This window comes from Methylomicrobium lacus, assembly GCF_041897535.1.
GTDB classification, from domain to species: Bacteria; Pseudomonadota; Gammaproteobacteria; order Methylococcales; family Methylomonadaceae; genus Methylomicrobium; species Methylomicrobium lacus_A.
Map to the genome: position 1 here is coordinate 3,572,611 of NZ_CP169217.1, position 14,882 is coordinate 3,587,492.

Genomic DNA, 14,882 nt, shown 5'->3' on the forward strand with positions numbered 1-14,882 from the left:
AAACGGACACGGGCCCTTAGCTCAGTTGGTTAGAGCGTCCGACTCATAATCGGCAGGTCGTAGGTTCAAGTCCTACAGGGCCCACCAAATCATTAAAAAGGCTGCCTTGCAGCCTTTTTGCGTATCAGGCTACATATCATTTTTTAATAGGCACTTCTATGAGCAACAATTTCATTTTTACCTCGGAATCGGTTTCGGAAGGGCATCCAGACAAGGTCGCGGATCAAATTTCCGATGCGGTACTGGATGCGCTGTTGGCGCAGGATCCCAGATCACGCGTCGCGTGCGAGACGATGGTAAAAACCGGGATGGTGATCATCGCCGGCGAGATCACGACCAACGCCTGGGTCGATCTGGAAGCCTTGGTGCGCAAGACCGTTTGCGACATCGGCTATGATCACGGCGACATCGGTTTCGACGGCAATAGCTGCGCGGTTCTGAATGCGATCGGCAAACAGTCCTCCGATATTGCGATGGGTGTCGATGAGGCCGAAAATCATGAACAGGGCGCCGGCGATCAAGGCCTGATGTTCGGCTATGCGTCGAACGAAACCGACGTGCTGATGCCGGCGCCGATACAGTATTCGCATCTGTTGGTCAAGCGCCAGGCCGAAGTGCGCAAGAACAATACGCTGCCTTGGCTGCGTCCGGACGCGAAAAGCCAGATCACCTTCCGCTATGAAAATCACAAGCCGGTGGCGATCGACGCGGTGGTCTTATCGACCCAGCATTCGCCGGAAATTAGCAACAATGCCTTGCATGAAGCGGTGATGGACGAAATCATCCTGCCGGTGTTGCCGAAGGAATGGATCCATAAGGATACCAAATTTTTCATCAATCCGACCGGCCAGTTCGTGATTGGCGGCCCGGTCGGCGACTGCGGCCTGACCGGACGCAAGATCATCGTCGACAGTTACGGCGGCATGGCGCGTCACGGCGGCGGCGCGTTTTCCGGCAAGGACCCTTCCAAGGTTGACCGTTCGGCGGCCTACATGGCGCGCTATGTCGCGAAAAACATCGTCGCGGCGGGGCTCGCGGAGCGCTGCGAGATTCAGGTGTCTTATGCGATCGGCGTCGCCGAGCCGACTTCGATTACGATCGAAACCTTCGGCACCGGCAAGATCAGCGAAGACCGCCTGGTCGACATCGTCCGCTCGATTTTCGATCTGAGACCGAAGGGCCTGATCGCGATGCTGGATCTGTTGAAGCCGATCTATCAGCCGACCGCGGCTTACGGCCATTTTGGACGCACCGAGGACACCTTCACCTGGGAAAGAACCGACAAGGTCGAGGCATTGCTCGACGCGGCCGGCATTTAATCACAACAAGGTAACGGAGCGAGACATGAGCCAAGATTACAAAGTCGCCGATATCGGACTTGCGGATTGGGGCCGCAAGGAAATCGCTATCGCCGAAACCGAAATGCCGGGCCTGATGGCGCTCCGCGCCGAGTACGGCGCCGAGCAACCGCTGAAGGGCGCGCGTATCGCCGGTTGTCTGCATATGACGATCCAGACCGCGGTACTGATCGAAACCTTGACCGCACTCGGCGCCGAAGTGCGCTGGTCGTCCTGCAACATCTTTTCGACGCAGGATCATGCCGCGTCCGCGATCGCCGCGGCCGGCATTCCTGTGTTCGCCTGGAAAGGCGAGACCGAAGCCGAATTCGACTGGTGCATCGAGCAGACGATCGAAGGCCCGAACGGCTGGTGTCCGAACATGATTCTCGACGACGGCGGCGATCTGACCTTGATGATGCACGAGAAGTATCCCGAGCTGATGGTGAACGTCAAAGGCCTGTCCGAGGAAACCACGACCGGCGTCCTGCGTCTGCACGAGCGGGTCGCGAAAGGCACCCTGAAAGTGCCGGCCTTCAACGTGAACGATTCGGTCACCAAATCCAAGTTCGACAATCTGTACGGTTGCCGCGAGTCGCTGGTCGACGGCATCAAGCGTGCGACCGACGTGATGGTCGCGGGCAAGATCGCGGTCGTCTGCGGTTACGGCGATGTCGGCAAGGGCTGCGCGCAATCGCTGCGCGGTCTCGGCGCGACGGTCTGGATCACCGAAATCGATCCGATCTGCGCCCTGCAGGCCGCGATGGAAGGTTACCGGGTCGTCACGATGGAAGAAGCCGCGCCGCATGCGAACATTTTCGTGACCGCGACCGGCAACGTGAACGTAATCACGCACGCGCACATGTTGGCGATGAAGAATCAGGCGATCGTCTGCAACATCGGCCATTTCGATTCGGAAATCGACATCGCTTCGCTGCGTAAATACACTTGGGAAAACATCAAGCCGCAGGTCGATCATGTGATCTTCCCGGACGGCAAGCGCCTGATCGTGCTGGCAGAAGGCCGCCTGGTCAATCTCGGCTGCGCGACCGGCCATCCGAGCTTCGTGATGTCCAATTCGTTCTGCAACCAGGTGTTGGCGCAGATCGAACTGTGGAAGCATGCCGACCAATACGAAAACAAGGTTTACGTGTTGCCGAAGAAGCTCGATGAAAAAGTCGCGAGCCTGCATCTGGCGCAGATCGGCGTGCATCTGACCCGCTTGACCGAGGAACAGGCCCGCTACATCAATGTACCGGTCGAAGGTCCGTACAAAGGCGACTATTACCGTTATTGATCCATTCTCTCTCCACTGTAGGACGGGCCGCCGCAGTTTCTGCAGCCCGTCTTCGCCCAGGCGCATCGAATGAAACCACGCTATACGCATCCGAAGGTATTAAGTTTTGAGTTTTACCCGCCGAAGACCGAAGAGGGCGCGGCTAGCCTGAAGGTCGTTCACGAAAAGCTCGCCCGGCTGAATCCGGGCTTTTTTTCGGTCACCTTCGGCGCGGGCGGTTCGACGCGCGAGAAGACTTTCGAGACGGTCGTCGAAATTCAGGCCAAGGGTATCGCGGCCGCGCCGCATCTGTCCTGCGTCGCCTCGACCAGAGACAATATCCGCACGATTCTGAAAGATTATCAGGCCAAGGGCATCAGCAAGATCGTCGCGCTGAGAGGCGATTTGCCGTCCGGCATGCTGTCGGCCGGCGAATTTCGCTACGCGAACGAACTGGTCGAGTTCATCCGCAAGGAAACCGGCGACACCTTCGAAATTCATGTCGCGGCCTACCCGGAAGTACATCCGCAGGCGCTGAATGCAGACGTCGATTTCGTGAATTTCAAGCGCAAGGTCGATGCGGGCGCGAACGCCGCAATCACGCAATATTTTTACAACGCAGAAGCGTATTTTTATTTCCGCGACCGCTGCGAGCAAAACGGCATCAATATTCCTATCGTGCCGGGCATCATGCCGATCACGCAGTATGCGCAGCTGTTCCGTTTCTCGGAAATGTGCGGTGCGGACATTCCGCGCTGGCTGCGGAAACGCCTCGAGTGTCTCGGCGACGACCGCGCCTCGATCCAGGCTTTCGGTCTGGACGTGGTGACCGAGTTATGCCAGAAACTGCTCGAGCAGGACGCGCCCGGCCTGCATTTCTATACGATGAATCAATCGGGGCCGACGCTCGCGATTCTCGAAAATCTGAAATTCTGGCCTTAGCCATAATCCGGGCCGCCCCTTGATCGGGCGGCGCGCCTGACCGGCCGAACCGTAGCCAAGCTCACCCTGATTGCGATGCGAATCTCCCGACTTTATGTTTCCGAAGCGTTAAACTGCGGCCAGCACATCGAACTCGACGATGACAGCGCGCACTATGTCAGAACCGTGCTGCGGCTCGCGAAGGACGACAAGATCGTCTTGTTCGACGGCTCGGGCGCCGATTATCTGTCGGTGCTGCTCGAAGTCAGCCGGAGCCGGGTGGCGGTCGCGCTCGAACAGCGGCAGCCGCGCGATGTCGAATCGCCGCTGACGATCTGTCTCGGTCTCGGCATGGCGCGCGGCGACCGAATGGACTTGTCGGTGCAGAAGGCCGTCGAACTCGGCGTGAATCAAATGACCCCGATCGAGACCGAGCGCTGCCTGGTGCAGTTGAAGGGCGACAAGCGCATCCAGCGTTTTACGCACTGGCGGCGCATCATCCAGCATGCGGCCGAGCAGAGCGGCCGGAGTGTGCTGCCCGAGTTGTCGCCGATCACCCGGCTGCATCAATGGGTCGGCGAACAGCAAGGGTTGAAACTGTTCCTGGATCCTTATGCGGAAGTCACACTGGCCGACTTGCAGCCGGAAGAAATGAAGGTGACCCTGTTGACCGGCCCCGAAGGCGGCTTCGCCGAACATGAGCGGGAGGCCGCGAAGGCCGCCGGTTTCATTCCGGTACGGCTCGGCGGCAGGATCTTACGCACCGAAACCGCCTCGCTGGCGGCCCTGTCCGCGGTGCAGATGCTGTGGGGAGATTTCCGCCTCGGTCCGAAAGGATGCTGAAGCGCGGTCTTTATATGCTCGTCCCGCTGGCGGTATTGCTGGCGGTTTCGGTACTGTCCTGCCTGCTCGGCTATTTCCTGATCCAGATCGTCGGCGACCGCTTTACCCTATCCAAAGTCATCTCGAAGACCACGCTGATCTTCCTGGTGCTGAGCATCTTTCCGGCGATGCGCTGGCTCAAGATCAACCGAGCCGATTTGGGTTTCGCCTCAGGGAAAACATTACTCAAGCAAATTCCGCAAGGCTTCGCGTTCGGTTTGCTGACGCTGCTGCCGGTGCTGTGGCTCGAATATCAGCTGGGCATCCATAGCCTCGATCCGGCCAAGCACTGGACAGGCTTGTTGCTCGCCCAGAAAATGGGCCTGGCTTTGCTGTTGGCCTTGCTGATTTCGTTGGTCGAAGAGCCGCTGTTTCGCGGCTTGCTGATTTGCTCGATGCGCAGAAAAATGCCGCTCTGTACTGCGATTCTGGTCAGCGCGCTCTATTACGCCTCGCTGCATTTCTTGCGCAGCCACTCTGAGATTCCGAGCGCTCAGGCGACCCTGGCGAGCGGCTTCACGCTGCTCGCCGAAGCCTTCGGCAGCCTGTTCATGCCGCTCTATTTGCCGGACTGGCTGTCCCTGCTGATGGTCGGCATTATTTTAGGCATCATCAGGACGCGCGCGCCCGCAAATCTGGGGCTGTGCATCGGCTGTCACGCGGCCTGGGTCTGGCAGATCAAAATCAGCAAACCCTTGTTCCTCACCCATTTCAAATCCCCTTACGGTTTTCTGGTCGGCCATTACGACAACGTGATCGGCTGGCTGGTCGCCGGCTGGTTGTCACTCGTCCTGCTCGCTTATTGGGCTTATCGGCGTTTTCGCGGCCTTTAGAAACCTTGCCTTCGCGCTGCGGCTCTCTTGCGCATGGTCGACGATCGGCGCCGGGTAGCCGCAGGTTCTGTGTTTTTTATCCCAACGGTGAATCGTTTCGGTCGGAAACTGACGAAGTTCAGGCAGCCAGCGCTTGATATAGCGGCAGTCAGGGTCGAATTTCTGCTGCTGGGTCCACGGGTTGAATATCCTGAAATAAGGCTGGGCGTCGCAGCCGGTCGAGGCCGCCCACTGCCAGTTGCCGTTGTTCACGCAGGGATCGTAATCGACCAGATGCCGGGCAAAATAGCGTTCGCCCCGGCGCCAGTCGATATGCAGATCCTTGACCAGGAACGAGGCGACGATCATCCTGACCCGGTTGTGCATGAAGCCGGTCGTATTCAGCTCGCGCATGCCGGCATCGACGATCGGAAAACCGGTCCTGCCTTCACGCCAGGCCTCGAAACGGTCGCGGTGATCATCCCATTCGACCGCTTCGAATTTCTGCACAAAGGCCCGCCCGAACACGAATGGAAAATGATAGGCGATATGGGTGAAAAAGTCGCGCCAGTATAACTGGCGCAGCAGCGGATGTTCGCCGCCCAATTGAGTCAAGATCGCATAATACGCTTCGCGTACCGAACAGCAGCCGAATTTCAGATAGGCCGACAGCTTGCTCGTAGCTTCCCGCGCAGGGACGTCGCGCGACTGTTGATAATCGGCGAGCCGGCCGAGTTGATTCAGCAGCGCCAGCGCTTCGCGGCGGCCGCCGGGTATCACATTCGGCGTTTGCTCTTCAGGTAAAACGCATTGTTCGAGCGTTACGCCGGTATCGAGATTCATAAAGTTCGAGCCGGCCAAGGCGCTCGGCAGCTCGACCGGAATCTGTCGCGCCTTTTGATAAAAGGCGGTGAATACCTTGTAGGGCGTGCCGTGGCTTTTGACGGCGTCTTCGGGTTCGTTCAGCAGCACATCCGGCAGCACATGCAGGACGATGCCGAGTTCACGGCAAGTCTCTGCGATCTCATCGTCGCGGCGGCGGCTGAACGGCGTGTAGTCTCGGTTGAGGAATACCGCTTCAATCTTCTGTTTGGCGAAAAGCTCTCGAATCACCCCACAGGGCTCGCCATGGAAAAGGGCGAGTTCGCCGCCTATGGCAAGGCATTGCCGCTGCAAGTCGGCGAGCGCCTGTCGCATGAAGCGGAGGCCCGGCAGGCTCCGGTAGGGATGTGGCTCGATTTGCCGGGGATCGAAGATGAAACCGGGCAACACTCGTTCTGACAGCTGCAACGCTGCGTTCAGGCCGCAATTGTCTTCAAGCCGAAGGTCGCGCCGAAAAATGAACAGCGAGATCCGGTAGCGGGGCATCGAACGGCTTGGCTATTCGATCACGCCGGCCTGTTGCAGTGCCGTGCGCAAGGCCTCGATCCGCCGGCGGTTCACGCCGAAGTCGCTGTAGCCGACGCGCGATGCGGATCGGATCTGGATCACGCCGGCGTCGGCGTCGAGTATCGCGTGAACGTCATCGACGAAGCGGAAAATCAGGCTGGCCGCCTCCGCATGCAGCGTCGTGCCGGTCGCTTCGGTAACCACCGTGCGGCTTTGTTCGCTCAGCGCCTTTTTGAGCGCCGAAAAGGCGTCCTCCGGTCCGCCCTTGATCTTGAACGGCGCGATAAAATGATCGCTGTCCGCCGCCTGGCTCGACACGCAGTTCGGGCTGTTCGGACACGGAGGCAGTGTTTTTTCGGCTTCTTTCGCTTCGGTTGGCATGCTTAGTGTCATGATGATCAATCCTACAGAGAATAATAATTTGAGTGGCATAAGGTTCAGGCGTTATATTCGCTCGGCGAGGGAAATTGTGGTGCTGCCAAAAATCGCCTTTTCGAGCGGCTATGGTAGCGTAAGCGGACAAAGAAATTCCATCGCGTATAATGTCCTGAACATAATGTAACCGAACCATTCCCGTTTGCAAATTACCGGTACTCGCAATGAACAAAATCCCTATCGGCATCAGCAGTTGTCTGCTCGGCCAGGAAGTGCGTTTCGACGGCGGCCACAAGCACGACTCGTATATCACCGGCACGCTCGGCCAATATTTCGAGTTTCATCCGTTTTGTCCGGAAGTCGCGATCGGGCTCGGCGTGCCGAGGCCGACCCTGCATCTGGAAAACATCGAAGGCAAGATCCGCTGCGTCGGCGTCAAGGACCCTGAGCGCGACGTGACCGAGCGCTTGCGAGATTATGCGGATCAGCTCAAAGAGCGGTATGCCGAGTTATGCGGCTATATCCTGAAAAAAGGCTCGCCGAGCTGCGGCATGGAGCGGGTGAAGGTTTATACCGGAGGAGCCCAGCCGCCGCGGCCGGAAGGCGTCGGCATTTTCGCCGAGGCGATGATGCGGTTGAATCCCTTGCTGCCGGTCGAGGAGGAGGGCAGGCTCGGCGATCCGGGATTGCGCGAAAATTTCATTCAGCGCGTCTATGTATTTTACCGCTGGAAGAAGCTGGTCGCCGAAGGCATCAGCGCGCCAAGCCTGACCCGTTTCCATGCCCGCCACAAATTGATCATCATGAGCCACGGCGATTACCGCGAACTCGGGCAAATGCTGGCCGACCTGGGCCAGGAGAACCTGGCCGAAGTCGCCGAACGCTATATCGCCCGGCTGATGAAAATGCTGAAGCATGTGCCGACCCGCAGCCAGCATGTGAATGTCTTGCAGCATATCCAGGGATATCTGAAAAAGGAACTGAGCGCGGACGACAAGGCCGAAATGGTCGAGGTGATCGAGCGCTACCGGCACGGCGAAATTCCGCTGATCGTGCCGCTGACCTTGCTGAAGCACCATTTCCGCAAAGCCCCCGACCCTTACATCGAGGAGTCCTACTATATGTCGCCTTATCCGCAGGAATTGCGGCTGATCAACGCGTTATGACGATGGCCAAAATTTTAATCATAGGCTGCGGCGGCATCGGCGCTGCGCTGGGCCGTCAGCTGGCCGGGCAGGGCCATCGTGTGACCGGCCTGAAACGGCAGCCGCCGGCGGTTGACGATGAAATCCATTATTTGGCGGCGGATATTGCCGAGGCTGCAACCTTGGCAAAGCTGGAAGCCGATTTCGACCAGGTGTTTTTCATCGTCTCGGCCGACGGCCGCAACGAGCAAAGCTACCGCGCGGTCTACCAAACCGGCTTGAACAACGTGCTGGAGCGATTTTCCGGCGTGCCGATGCTATTCGTCTCATCGACCAGCGTTTACGCGCAGTGGCGCGGCGAGTGGGTCGATGAAACATCCGCTGCGGAACCGGATGATCTGAACAGCCGGCTGATCCGGCAGGCGGAAAAGCAGGTGCTGGCGGCGAATCCGGCCAATATCGTCGTGCGCTTTTCCGGCATTTACGGGCCGGGCCGCGAACATCTGGTCCGATTGGCGGCGGCGACTCCAGCAATCCAGCAAACACCGCCTTACTACACGAACCGGATTCACCAGGACGATTGCGTCGGCGTATTGGAATTTTTGTGCTCCCGCCGCTTGGCAGGAATGCCGGTGGAGAGCTGTTATCTGGCCAGCGACGACGACCCCGCGCCGATGTGGGAGGTCGTCTCCTGGCTGGCCGAACGCCAGCACTGTCCGCCGCCGGTTATCAAACCCGTCGGCGATGACGCATCGATGAACAAGCGCTGCGATAATGCCCGCTTGAAAGCGTTGGGCTACCGCTTCCGCTATCCGGGTTACAAGGAGGGTTATCGCTGGGTCAAGCCGGCGCAGGATTGAGCCCGAATCGCGTCATTACTCTTTGCTTTCGCCGACGGTGAATTCGATCCCGCCGACCCATCTGGCGATTTGATTGTATAAAAAACAGACCAGCAGCGTGAAGACATAGCCGAACAAACCGCTGACCACCGGCATGACCGACACGGCGACTGCTAGACGCAGCAATAACTGACTGCCTTCGCTAAATCTTTCCGGGTGCGATAGGAACAAAATAAGCACCAGCACGATGAAAAATAGGGTAATCGACGCGGCGAACAGCGCCGCCATCATCTTGCCGGTCTGATGATAAGAAATGTGAGTGATTTGTTTTTTCATGGAGTCGACTGCTGTTTTTCGAGTTGAGCGAGGCCTTGAAGGGTTAGCAAAAACGAATCCGCCGCATTGGCGGGCCTAAAGCGCATCCAGGTTGATAAAACGGTGCAGGGCGTTTAAGTCGGCGGATGGCTGATAAGGGATGACGCCGAGCAAAGGCGCATCCAGCGCGCTTTGGATCGTCGAGACATTGTCTTCCGCGCAAACCATGTCCGGGTCGTTACAGACCGCGATCCAGCCGGCAAATCGGAGCCCTTTCGAGGCGATCGCCTGTGCGGTCAATTTGGCGTGATTGATACAACCGAGTTTGACCGCGACCGCCAGGATCACCGGTAGCCCGAAGGCCAGCGCGAGGTCGCTGATGTCTTCCCGCGCATTGATCGGCGCATACCAGCCGCCGGCGCCTTCGACCAAGACGATGTCGGCCAGCGCTTGCAATTGCAAGAAGCGTGACTTCAGTAGCGCCAAATCGACCGGGTTGTCCTTGCCGGCCAGATGCGGCGAGATCGGTCGTTCGTAGGCATAGGGATTGATCAGCTCGTAATCGACGGAGATGCTCGCATGGGCCTGCAGCAGCAGGGCGTCTTCGTTTTTGAGTTTGCCGCCTTCAATTCGGCAGCCCGATGCGACCGGTTTCATGCCGACGACCGTTTTGCCTTGCCTCTTGAAGGCCTGCATCAACGCCAATGTCGCCCAGGTTTTACCGGCGTTGGTGTCGGTACCGGTGATCAAATAGCCTTGTTGCATGCGGTCAGGCTCTTGCGGAAACGTTCAATATTTCGAAGGTGGCCGGAATCGTCCCTTCGCTGCGATGGCGCTCGTAAGCGCGATACATCGCCTGCATCCGAGCCTTGCCGGTCAGGGTTTTCGGGCGGTCTAGGTGCACGTTATGCGCGCCGATCCGTTTCAGTTCGCGCATCAGTTCGATGACCGACGCATAGCGCGGCGTATGCAGGGTTTGCCGAATCCGGCAGGCGCTGAAGCCTGCCGCCCGCAGGAAGCGCATCAGTTCCTGTTCGCCGTGAAAGGCGTTCACATGCGGCAGCTCGTCGACCTCCGACCAGGCGCTTTTGAGTTCTTGCAGGGTCCTGGGGCCGAAGGTCGCGAAGAGGAGCGGGCTGCCGGGCTTCAGCACCCGCTTCAAATCGGCGAGCACAGACTCCAGCCGCTCGCACCATTGCAGGGCCAGATTCGAATAGACGCCGTCCAGGCTGTGGGCCACGAACGGCAGCCGTTCGGCGTCGGCGCAGACATAATGCAGCGCAGGCTGCGCGCCGTCTTTTCGGTTCAGCTTGCAACGCGCGGCTTCGAGCATCGTCGCTGCAACATCCAGTGCTATCACGCTATCGGGTTGATGATCGGCGGCTAACAACAGCTCGGCCAGATTGCCGGTGCCGCAGCCGAGGTCGAGCACGCAGCCCCGAATGGCTTCATTCTCGGCCTCTCGCATCAAATCGTTCGCGCTGTGCCGTTGCAGCGCGGCGGCTTGATCATAGGTCGCCGAGGCGGCGGCGAAGGATTGCCTGATCCGGGGTTTGTCGAGCAGCGCCGCGTTCATTTGGACTCCATGAAGCCTGCAATGATCTCGATCAGTTGGTCCTGATGGCTCAGGAAGGGCACATGCCCGGCTTTATCGATCAGGTGCAATTGCAGGTCCGGTTGCAGGTGCTGCAACTGCGCGCCGACCGCATGCGGAATGAGCGTATCCCTGCCGCCCAGAATCGCCGAGACGGGCCGGTCGAACGCCGCCAATGCCGGGCGCAAGTCGGCTTCTTTCAGGATGTGCAGGCCTTGCTGCAACGCCGCATTGTCGGGCGGATCGCATTCGAAAATGGCCGTTTTCAATGTCTTCAACAGGGCTTTCGTATCGGGTAGGCTATGGACTTGCAGCGCCAGGAAGCGCAGCAGCGTCTGCTGGGCATCTTCGGTCAACTGGCCGGAAAAGGCGTCCAGGACGCGGGGCGAGACGCCCGGCCAATGGTCGGGATCATCGGCCGCATCATGGGTGCGGATGAAGCGTGGGTTGCCGGCCAAGAGGATCAGGCGCTCCACGTGATCAGGAAAGCGGGAGGCGATGTCGAGCGCAATCGTCGCGCCGAGCGACCAGCCCAGCCAGCAGGCCGGTGCGTCGCCGGCCGCGGCCAGCAGCGCGGGCCCCAGATGCTCCAGATCGAAAGCGGCAAGCCTGCCGCTGCGCCCGTGTCCCGGCAGGTCGATGCAGGTGACGCGGTAGTCTTTGGCCAGCGCTTCCGCGAAGGGCCGCCAGATGCCCGTGTGCATGCCCCAGCCGTGCAGCATCACGATCGGTTTGCCGTGGCCGTAGGTTTCGGTATGAATGTGTGTCATCAAAGCATTTCAGTGTCGGTGCCCGCTCAATAGGGGAATCATGCCAAGCTTTTGAGTCTGTCCAGTTCATTCAGCAATCTGTCGACCTGCGCTTCTTCGTGCGCGGCCGAAAGAGTCACCCTGAGCCGCGCGCTGCCTTGCGGCACGGTCGGCGGCCGGATCGCGCCGACCAGAATGCCGGCATCCAGCAAGGCTTCGCTGAGCGCGCTGGCTTTCCGGCTGTCGCCGAGCAGAATCGGCTGGATCGGCGAGGGCGACGGCATCAGTTCGAGGCCTATTTGCTCGGCGCCTTGCCGGAAGCGTGCGGTCAATCGCTTCAATTTGTCCCGCCGCCAGCTTTCGGCGCGGACAATTCTCAAGCTCGCGCGCGTGGCTTCCGCCACCGCGGGCGGCAGCGCGGTCGTGTAGATATAGGTGCGCGCCTTCTGGATCATCAGCTCGATCAGGGCATCGGAGCCGGCCACGAAGGCGCCGAAGGTGCCGAAAGCCTTGCCGAGCGTGCCGACCAAGACCGGCACGTCGCCTTGATCCAATCCGTAATGTTCGAGCACGCCGCCGCCCTTTTCGCCGAGCACGCCGAGGCCGTGCGCGTCGTCGACCAGCAGCCAGGCATCTTGTGCTTGCGCGAGCCTCGCGATGGCCGGCAGCGGAGCCAGATCGCCGTCCATGCTGAAGACGCCGTCGGTCACGATCAGTTTTTTGCCGCTTGCTTCAGCGAGCGTGTTCGTGAGATGTTCGAGATCGGCATGCCGATAGCGTTTGAAGCGTGCGCCGGACAACAGGCCTCCGTCGATCAGCGAGGCATGGTTCAGCCGGTCTTCGATCACCGTATCGCCGCTGCCGACCAGCGCGGAAATCGCGCCGAGGTTCGCCATGTAGCCGGTCGAAAACAACAGCGCCCGTTCGCGGCCGCAAAACTCGGCCAGTTCCTCTTCGAGTGCGTGATGCGCGGCGCTATGGCCGCAGACCAGATGCGCCGAGCCGCTGCCGACGCCGTATTGGCCTGCGGCGTTCTTGAACGCGCGGATCACGTCTGGATGATTCGCGAGGCCGAGATAATCGTTGCTGCAAAAATTGATCAGCTCGCGGCCGTCGGCCGTCAGATGCACGCCCTGCGGGGAGGCGATGATCCGCCGTTTGCGGTACAGGCCCTGCGCGGCGACGGCTTCGAGCGTGTTTTCGGCATCGGTCTGAAAAGTGTTCATCGGAAAATCAGGCTAGGCTGGCGTTTTTCGGTAACGGGGGCGTGCTTGAGAGGCTTCTGAGCGGGACGGGGTTTGCAACCCCGGCCCAAACTTTTCGAAGCGCTCATGGGCGCAATTCATCAGGCGTGCCCATGCCTCAAACGTTACGGACGGGATGAATATCCCGTCCGGCCGTAATACGCTCTGTGTCACGCACCGCCGGAGCGGTGCAGACGGCATTCCCTCGCGGAGCGTGGGAACGATGCGATATTATTGCTGCGCGTAGCTCGATCCGCCCATACGCACGCCAAGCCGGTCGAACAAGGCCTTGTCGTGGTTCGTCATCGGGTTGTCGGTGGTCAGGAGTTTTTCGCCGTAGAAGATCGAATTGGCGCCGGCCAGGAAGCACAAAGCCTGCATCTCGTCGCTCATGCTGGTGCGGCCCGCGGACAGGCGCACCCGCGATTTCGGCATCATGATCCGGGCGACCGCGATGGTCCGGATAAACACGAACGGGTCCAGCGCTTCGGTGCCCATCAACGGCGTGCCTTCGACCTGCACCAGCATGTTGATCGGCACGCTCTCGGGGTGCGCGGGCAGGTTGGCCAGTTCGAGCAACAGCTTGGCGCGGTCGCCGTCGCCCTCGCCCATGCCGACGATGCCGCCGCAGCAGACGTTGATGCCGGCGTCGCGAACGCGCGCGAGCGTATCGAGGCGGTCCTGATAAGTCCGGGTCGTGATCACTTCGGAATAATACTCTTCGGAGGTATCCAGATTGTGATTGTAATAATCAAGACCGCCTTCCTTCAGGCGCGCGGTCTGTTCGTCGGTCAGCATGCCGAGGGTCACGCAGGTTTCCATGCCCAGCGCTTTGACGCCCTGCACCATTTCGACTACTCTCTCAATATCCTTGTCCTTCGGTTTGCGCCAGGCCGCGCCCATGCAGAAACGGCTGGCGCCTTCGGCCTTGGCCCGCTCGGCGGCTTTCAGCACGTCCTCGACCGGCATCAATGCCTCCGGTTTCAGGCCGGTGTCGTAGCGGGCGCTCTGCGGACAATAGCCGCAATCTTCCGAGCAGGAGCCGGTCTTGATGCTGAGGAGGCTGCTGACCTGCACTTCGTTCGGATCGAAATAGGCCCGGTGCGCGCATTGCGCCTTGAAGATCAGGTCGTTGAAAGGCAGGGCGAACAGTGCCCGCACTTCGTCGAGTTGCCAGTCATGGCGGATCGGCGCGGCGGCTTCGAGGGCGCTGGCGGCTGGATGGGCGGTCATGCGAGAGATCTCCGGGGTGGTAAATTGAAAACTGATCAACCCATTCGGGCAAAAATGGTGAACAACTGGCTCGATATTATACAGCAACTGCTGTTTCCGCCAACCTGTATCCTGTGCGGGAATCCGGGACAGGCGGGGCGCGATCTGTGTTCGCACTGCCGGCTGCAATTGCCGGCCAATGCGTGCTGCTGCCCGTGCTGCGCAAATCCGATGGACGCCGTCGCTGCCGAGGCCGATCGGTCCTGCGGACGCTGCATCGGCCGTCCGCCCGCTTTCGATAAAGTCCATGCGCCTTTCCTGTATCAGGACGGCATCCGTTATCTGATCACCGGCTTGAAATTCAGCGCCCGCCATGCCAATGCGCGTTTGCTCGCCCAATTGCTGACCGAGCACGTCGGTCAAAATGCACAGAGGCCCGATTGCCTGATGCCGGTGCCTTTGCACAAGGCGCGCTACCGCGAGCGCGGCTTCAATCAGGCGATCGAAATCGGAAGGAATGTCGCCGCCGAAACCGGGATTCCGCTCGATTTGACCAGCTGCCGTCGGCGGCGCGATACGCCGCATCAATCCGGACTGACCTCCAAGCAGCGGCGGCGGAACATCAAGAATGCGTTCGAGCTGGTCAGGCCGGTTCCATGCCCTCATGTCGCTATTCTCGACGATGTGATGACCACCGGGTCGACCGTTCATGAGATGGCGGTGCTGCTCAAAAATCAGGGTGTCGAGCGGGTCGATGTCTGGGTTTGCGCACGCGCCTGATTCGGCATCTGT

General features: G+C 59.8%; 16 protein-coding genes and 1 tRNA gene. 9 read left to right on the forward strand and 8 right to left on the reverse strand.

All coding sequences use genetic code 11. The features are described from left to right. Nucleotides 1-10 precede the first annotated feature (10 nt). The 6 genes from ACEPPP_RS16085 to ACEPPP_RS16110 all read left to right on the forward strand — a co-directional run bounded on the left by ACEPPP_RS16085 (nt 11) and on the right by ACEPPP_RS16110 (nt 5,249). Nucleotides 11-87: transfer RNA gene (locus tag ACEPPP_RS16085), tRNA-Ile, on the forward strand. Between the two features lie 71 nt (nt 88-158). Beyond that, nucleotides 159-1,319, forward strand: coding sequence for a methionine adenosyltransferase (gene metK, locus ACEPPP_RS16090; RefSeq protein ID WP_374088377.1), 1,161 nt, complete (start codon nt 159-161; stop codon nt 1,317-1,319). A 25-nt stretch (nt 1,320-1,344) separates the two neighbouring features. After that, nucleotides 1,345-2,634, forward strand: a complete 1,290-nt coding sequence (gene ahcY / locus ACEPPP_RS16095; RefSeq protein ID WP_374088378.1) for an adenosylhomocysteinase — start codon at nt 1,345-1,347, stop codon at nt 2,632-2,634. A gap of 69 nt (nt 2,635-2,703) precedes the next feature. Then, nucleotides 2,704-3,555, forward strand: coding sequence for a methylenetetrahydrofolate reductase [NAD(P)H] (gene metF / locus ACEPPP_RS16100; RefSeq protein ID WP_374088379.1), 852 nt, complete (start codon nt 2,704-2,706; stop codon nt 3,553-3,555). Between the two features lie 75 nt (nt 3,556-3,630). Then, on the forward strand, nt 3,631-4,377 hold the full coding sequence (locus ACEPPP_RS16105; RefSeq protein WP_374088380.1) for a 16S rRNA (uracil(1498)-N(3))-methyltransferase: 747 nt from the start codon (nt 3,631-3,633) through the stop codon (nt 4,375-4,377). Between the two features lie 14 nt (nt 4,378-4,391). Then, entirely contained in the window at nt 4,392-5,249 is an 858-nt protein-coding gene (locus ACEPPP_RS16110; RefSeq protein WP_374088381.1) for a type II CAAX prenyl endopeptidase Rce1 family protein, read from the forward strand. On the opposite strand, the gene ACEPPP_RS16115 is transcribed toward ACEPPP_RS16110, so the two are convergent. Both ACEPPP_RS16115 and ACEPPP_RS16120 read right to left on the reverse strand, forming a co-directional pair. Next, on the reverse strand, nt 5,199-6,596 hold the full coding sequence (locus tag ACEPPP_RS16115; RefSeq protein WP_374088382.1) for a deoxyribodipyrimidine photo-lyase: 1,398 nt from the start codon (nt 6,594-6,596) through the stop codon (nt 5,199-5,201). The genes ACEPPP_RS16110 and ACEPPP_RS16115 overlap by 51 nt on opposite strands. Nucleotides 6,597-6,608: 12 nt before the next feature. Next, nucleotides 6,609-7,010 carry a DUF1499 domain-containing protein gene (locus tag ACEPPP_RS16120; RefSeq protein ID WP_374088383.1) on the reverse strand — a complete coding sequence of 134 codons (402 nt, stop codon included), beginning with the start codon at nt 7,008-7,010 and terminating at the stop codon, nt 6,609-6,611. Nucleotides 7,011-7,216: 206 nt separating this feature from the next. Between ACEPPP_RS16120 and ACEPPP_RS16125 the strand changes: the two genes are divergently transcribed. Beyond that, complete coding sequence (locus ACEPPP_RS16125; RefSeq protein ID WP_374088384.1) at nt 7,217-8,158, forward strand: YbgA family protein; 942 nt, start codon at nt 7,217-7,219, stop codon at nt 8,156-8,158. Nucleotides 8,159-8,160: 2 nt separating this feature from the next. Beyond that, the gene (locus tag ACEPPP_RS16130) at nt 8,161-8,997 is read left to right on the forward strand and encodes an NAD-dependent epimerase/dehydratase family protein (protein ID WP_374088385.1); all 837 of its coding nucleotides are present in this window, start codon (nt 8,161-8,163) and stop codon (nt 8,995-8,997) included. A gap of 15 nt (nt 8,998-9,012) precedes the next feature. Here the strand turns inward: ACEPPP_RS16130 and ACEPPP_RS16135 are convergent, their stop codons facing one another. From ACEPPP_RS16135 to bioB, 6 genes are all read right to left on the reverse strand, one after another. Further along, the gene (locus tag ACEPPP_RS16135; protein WP_374088386.1) at nt 9,013-9,312 is read right to left on the reverse strand and encodes a hypothetical protein; all 300 of its coding nucleotides are present in this window, start codon (nt 9,310-9,312) and stop codon (nt 9,013-9,015) included. Between the two features lie 75 nt (nt 9,313-9,387). Next, nucleotides 9,388-10,056 carry a dethiobiotin synthase gene (bioD, locus tag ACEPPP_RS16140; RefSeq protein WP_374088387.1) on the reverse strand — a complete coding sequence of 223 codons (669 nt, stop codon included), beginning with the start codon at nt 10,054-10,056 and terminating at the stop codon, nt 9,388-9,390. A 4-nt stretch (nt 10,057-10,060) separates the two neighbouring features. After that, complete coding sequence (gene bioC / locus ACEPPP_RS16145; protein WP_374088388.1) at nt 10,061-10,867, reverse strand: malonyl-ACP O-methyltransferase BioC; 807 nt, start codon at nt 10,865-10,867, stop codon at nt 10,061-10,063. Further along, nucleotides 10,864-11,655, reverse strand: coding sequence for a pimeloyl-ACP methyl ester esterase BioH (gene bioH / locus ACEPPP_RS16150; RefSeq protein ID WP_374088389.1), 792 nt, complete (start codon nt 11,653-11,655; stop codon nt 10,864-10,866). The genes bioC and bioH overlap by 4 nt, the downstream gene beginning before the upstream one ends. 38 nt (nt 11,656-11,693) lie before the next feature. After that, nucleotides 11,694-12,860, reverse strand: a complete 1,167-nt coding sequence (bioF, locus tag ACEPPP_RS16155; protein WP_374088390.1) for an 8-amino-7-oxononanoate synthase — start codon at nt 12,858-12,860, stop codon at nt 11,694-11,696. A gap of 249 nt (nt 12,861-13,109) precedes the next feature. Continuing rightward, a complete protein-coding gene (gene bioB, locus ACEPPP_RS16160) occupies nt 13,110-14,111 on the reverse strand; it encodes a biotin synthase BioB (protein WP_374088391.1) in 1,002 nt (333 codons plus the stop codon). 24 nt (nt 14,112-14,135) lie between these two features. On the opposite strand from bioB, the gene ACEPPP_RS16165 reads away from it, so the two are divergent. Next, the gene (locus tag ACEPPP_RS16165; RefSeq protein ID WP_374088392.1) at nt 14,136-14,870 is read left to right on the forward strand and encodes a ComF family protein; all 735 of its coding nucleotides are present in this window, start codon (nt 14,136-14,138) and stop codon (nt 14,868-14,870) included. Nucleotides 14,871-14,882: the final 12 nt, after the last annotated feature.

Excerpts from the sequence above, each read along its gene's own strand:
- metK (WP_374088377.1), top strand. The coding sequence starts at position 159 with ATGAGCAACAATTTCATTTTTACCTCGGAATCGGTTTCGGAAGGGCAT.
- ahcY (WP_374088378.1), top strand. The coding sequence starts at position 1,345 with ATGAGCCAAGATTACAAAGTCGCCGATATCGGACTTGCGGATTGGGGC.
- metF (WP_374088379.1), top strand. The coding sequence starts at position 2,704 with ATGAAACCACGCTATACGCATCCGAAGGTATTAAGTTTTGAGTTTTAC.
- ACEPPP_RS16105 (WP_374088380.1), top strand. The coding sequence starts at position 3,631 with ATGCGAATCTCCCGACTTTATGTTTCCGAAGCGTTAAACTGCGGCCAG.
- ACEPPP_RS16110 (WP_374088381.1), top strand. The coding sequence starts at position 4,392 with ATGCTCGTCCCGCTGGCGGTATTGCTGGCGGTTTCGGTACTGTCCTGC.
- ACEPPP_RS16115 (WP_374088382.1), bottom strand. The coding sequence starts at position 6,596 with ATGCCCCGCTACCGGATCTCGCTGTTCATTTTTCGGCGCGACCTTCGG.
- ACEPPP_RS16120 (WP_374088383.1), bottom strand. The coding sequence starts at position 7,010 with ATGACACTAAGCATGCCAACCGAAGCGAAAGAAGCCGAAAAAACACTG.
- ACEPPP_RS16125 (WP_374088384.1), top strand. The coding sequence starts at position 7,217 with ATGAACAAAATCCCTATCGGCATCAGCAGTTGTCTGCTCGGCCAGGAA.
- ACEPPP_RS16130 (WP_374088385.1), top strand. The coding sequence starts at position 8,161 with ATGGCCAAAATTTTAATCATAGGCTGCGGCGGCATCGGCGCTGCGCTG.
- ACEPPP_RS16135 (WP_374088386.1), bottom strand. The coding sequence starts at position 9,312 with ATGAAAAAACAAATCACTCACATTTCTTATCATCAGACCGGCAAGATG.
- bioD (WP_374088387.1), bottom strand. The coding sequence starts at position 10,056 with ATGCAACAAGGCTATTTGATCACCGGTACCGACACCAACGCCGGTAAA.
- bioC (WP_374088388.1), bottom strand. The coding sequence starts at position 10,867 with ATGAACGCGGCGCTGCTCGACAAACCCCGGATCAGGCAATCCTTCGCC.
- bioH (WP_374088389.1), bottom strand. The coding sequence starts at position 11,655 with ATGACACACATTCATACCGAAACCTACGGCCACGGCAAACCGATCGTG.
- bioF (WP_374088390.1), bottom strand. The coding sequence starts at position 12,860 with ATGAACACTTTTCAGACCGATGCCGAAAACACGCTCGAAGCCGTCGCC.
- bioB (WP_374088391.1), bottom strand. The coding sequence starts at position 14,111 with ATGACCGCCCATCCAGCCGCCAGCGCCCTCGAAGCCGCCGCGCCGATC.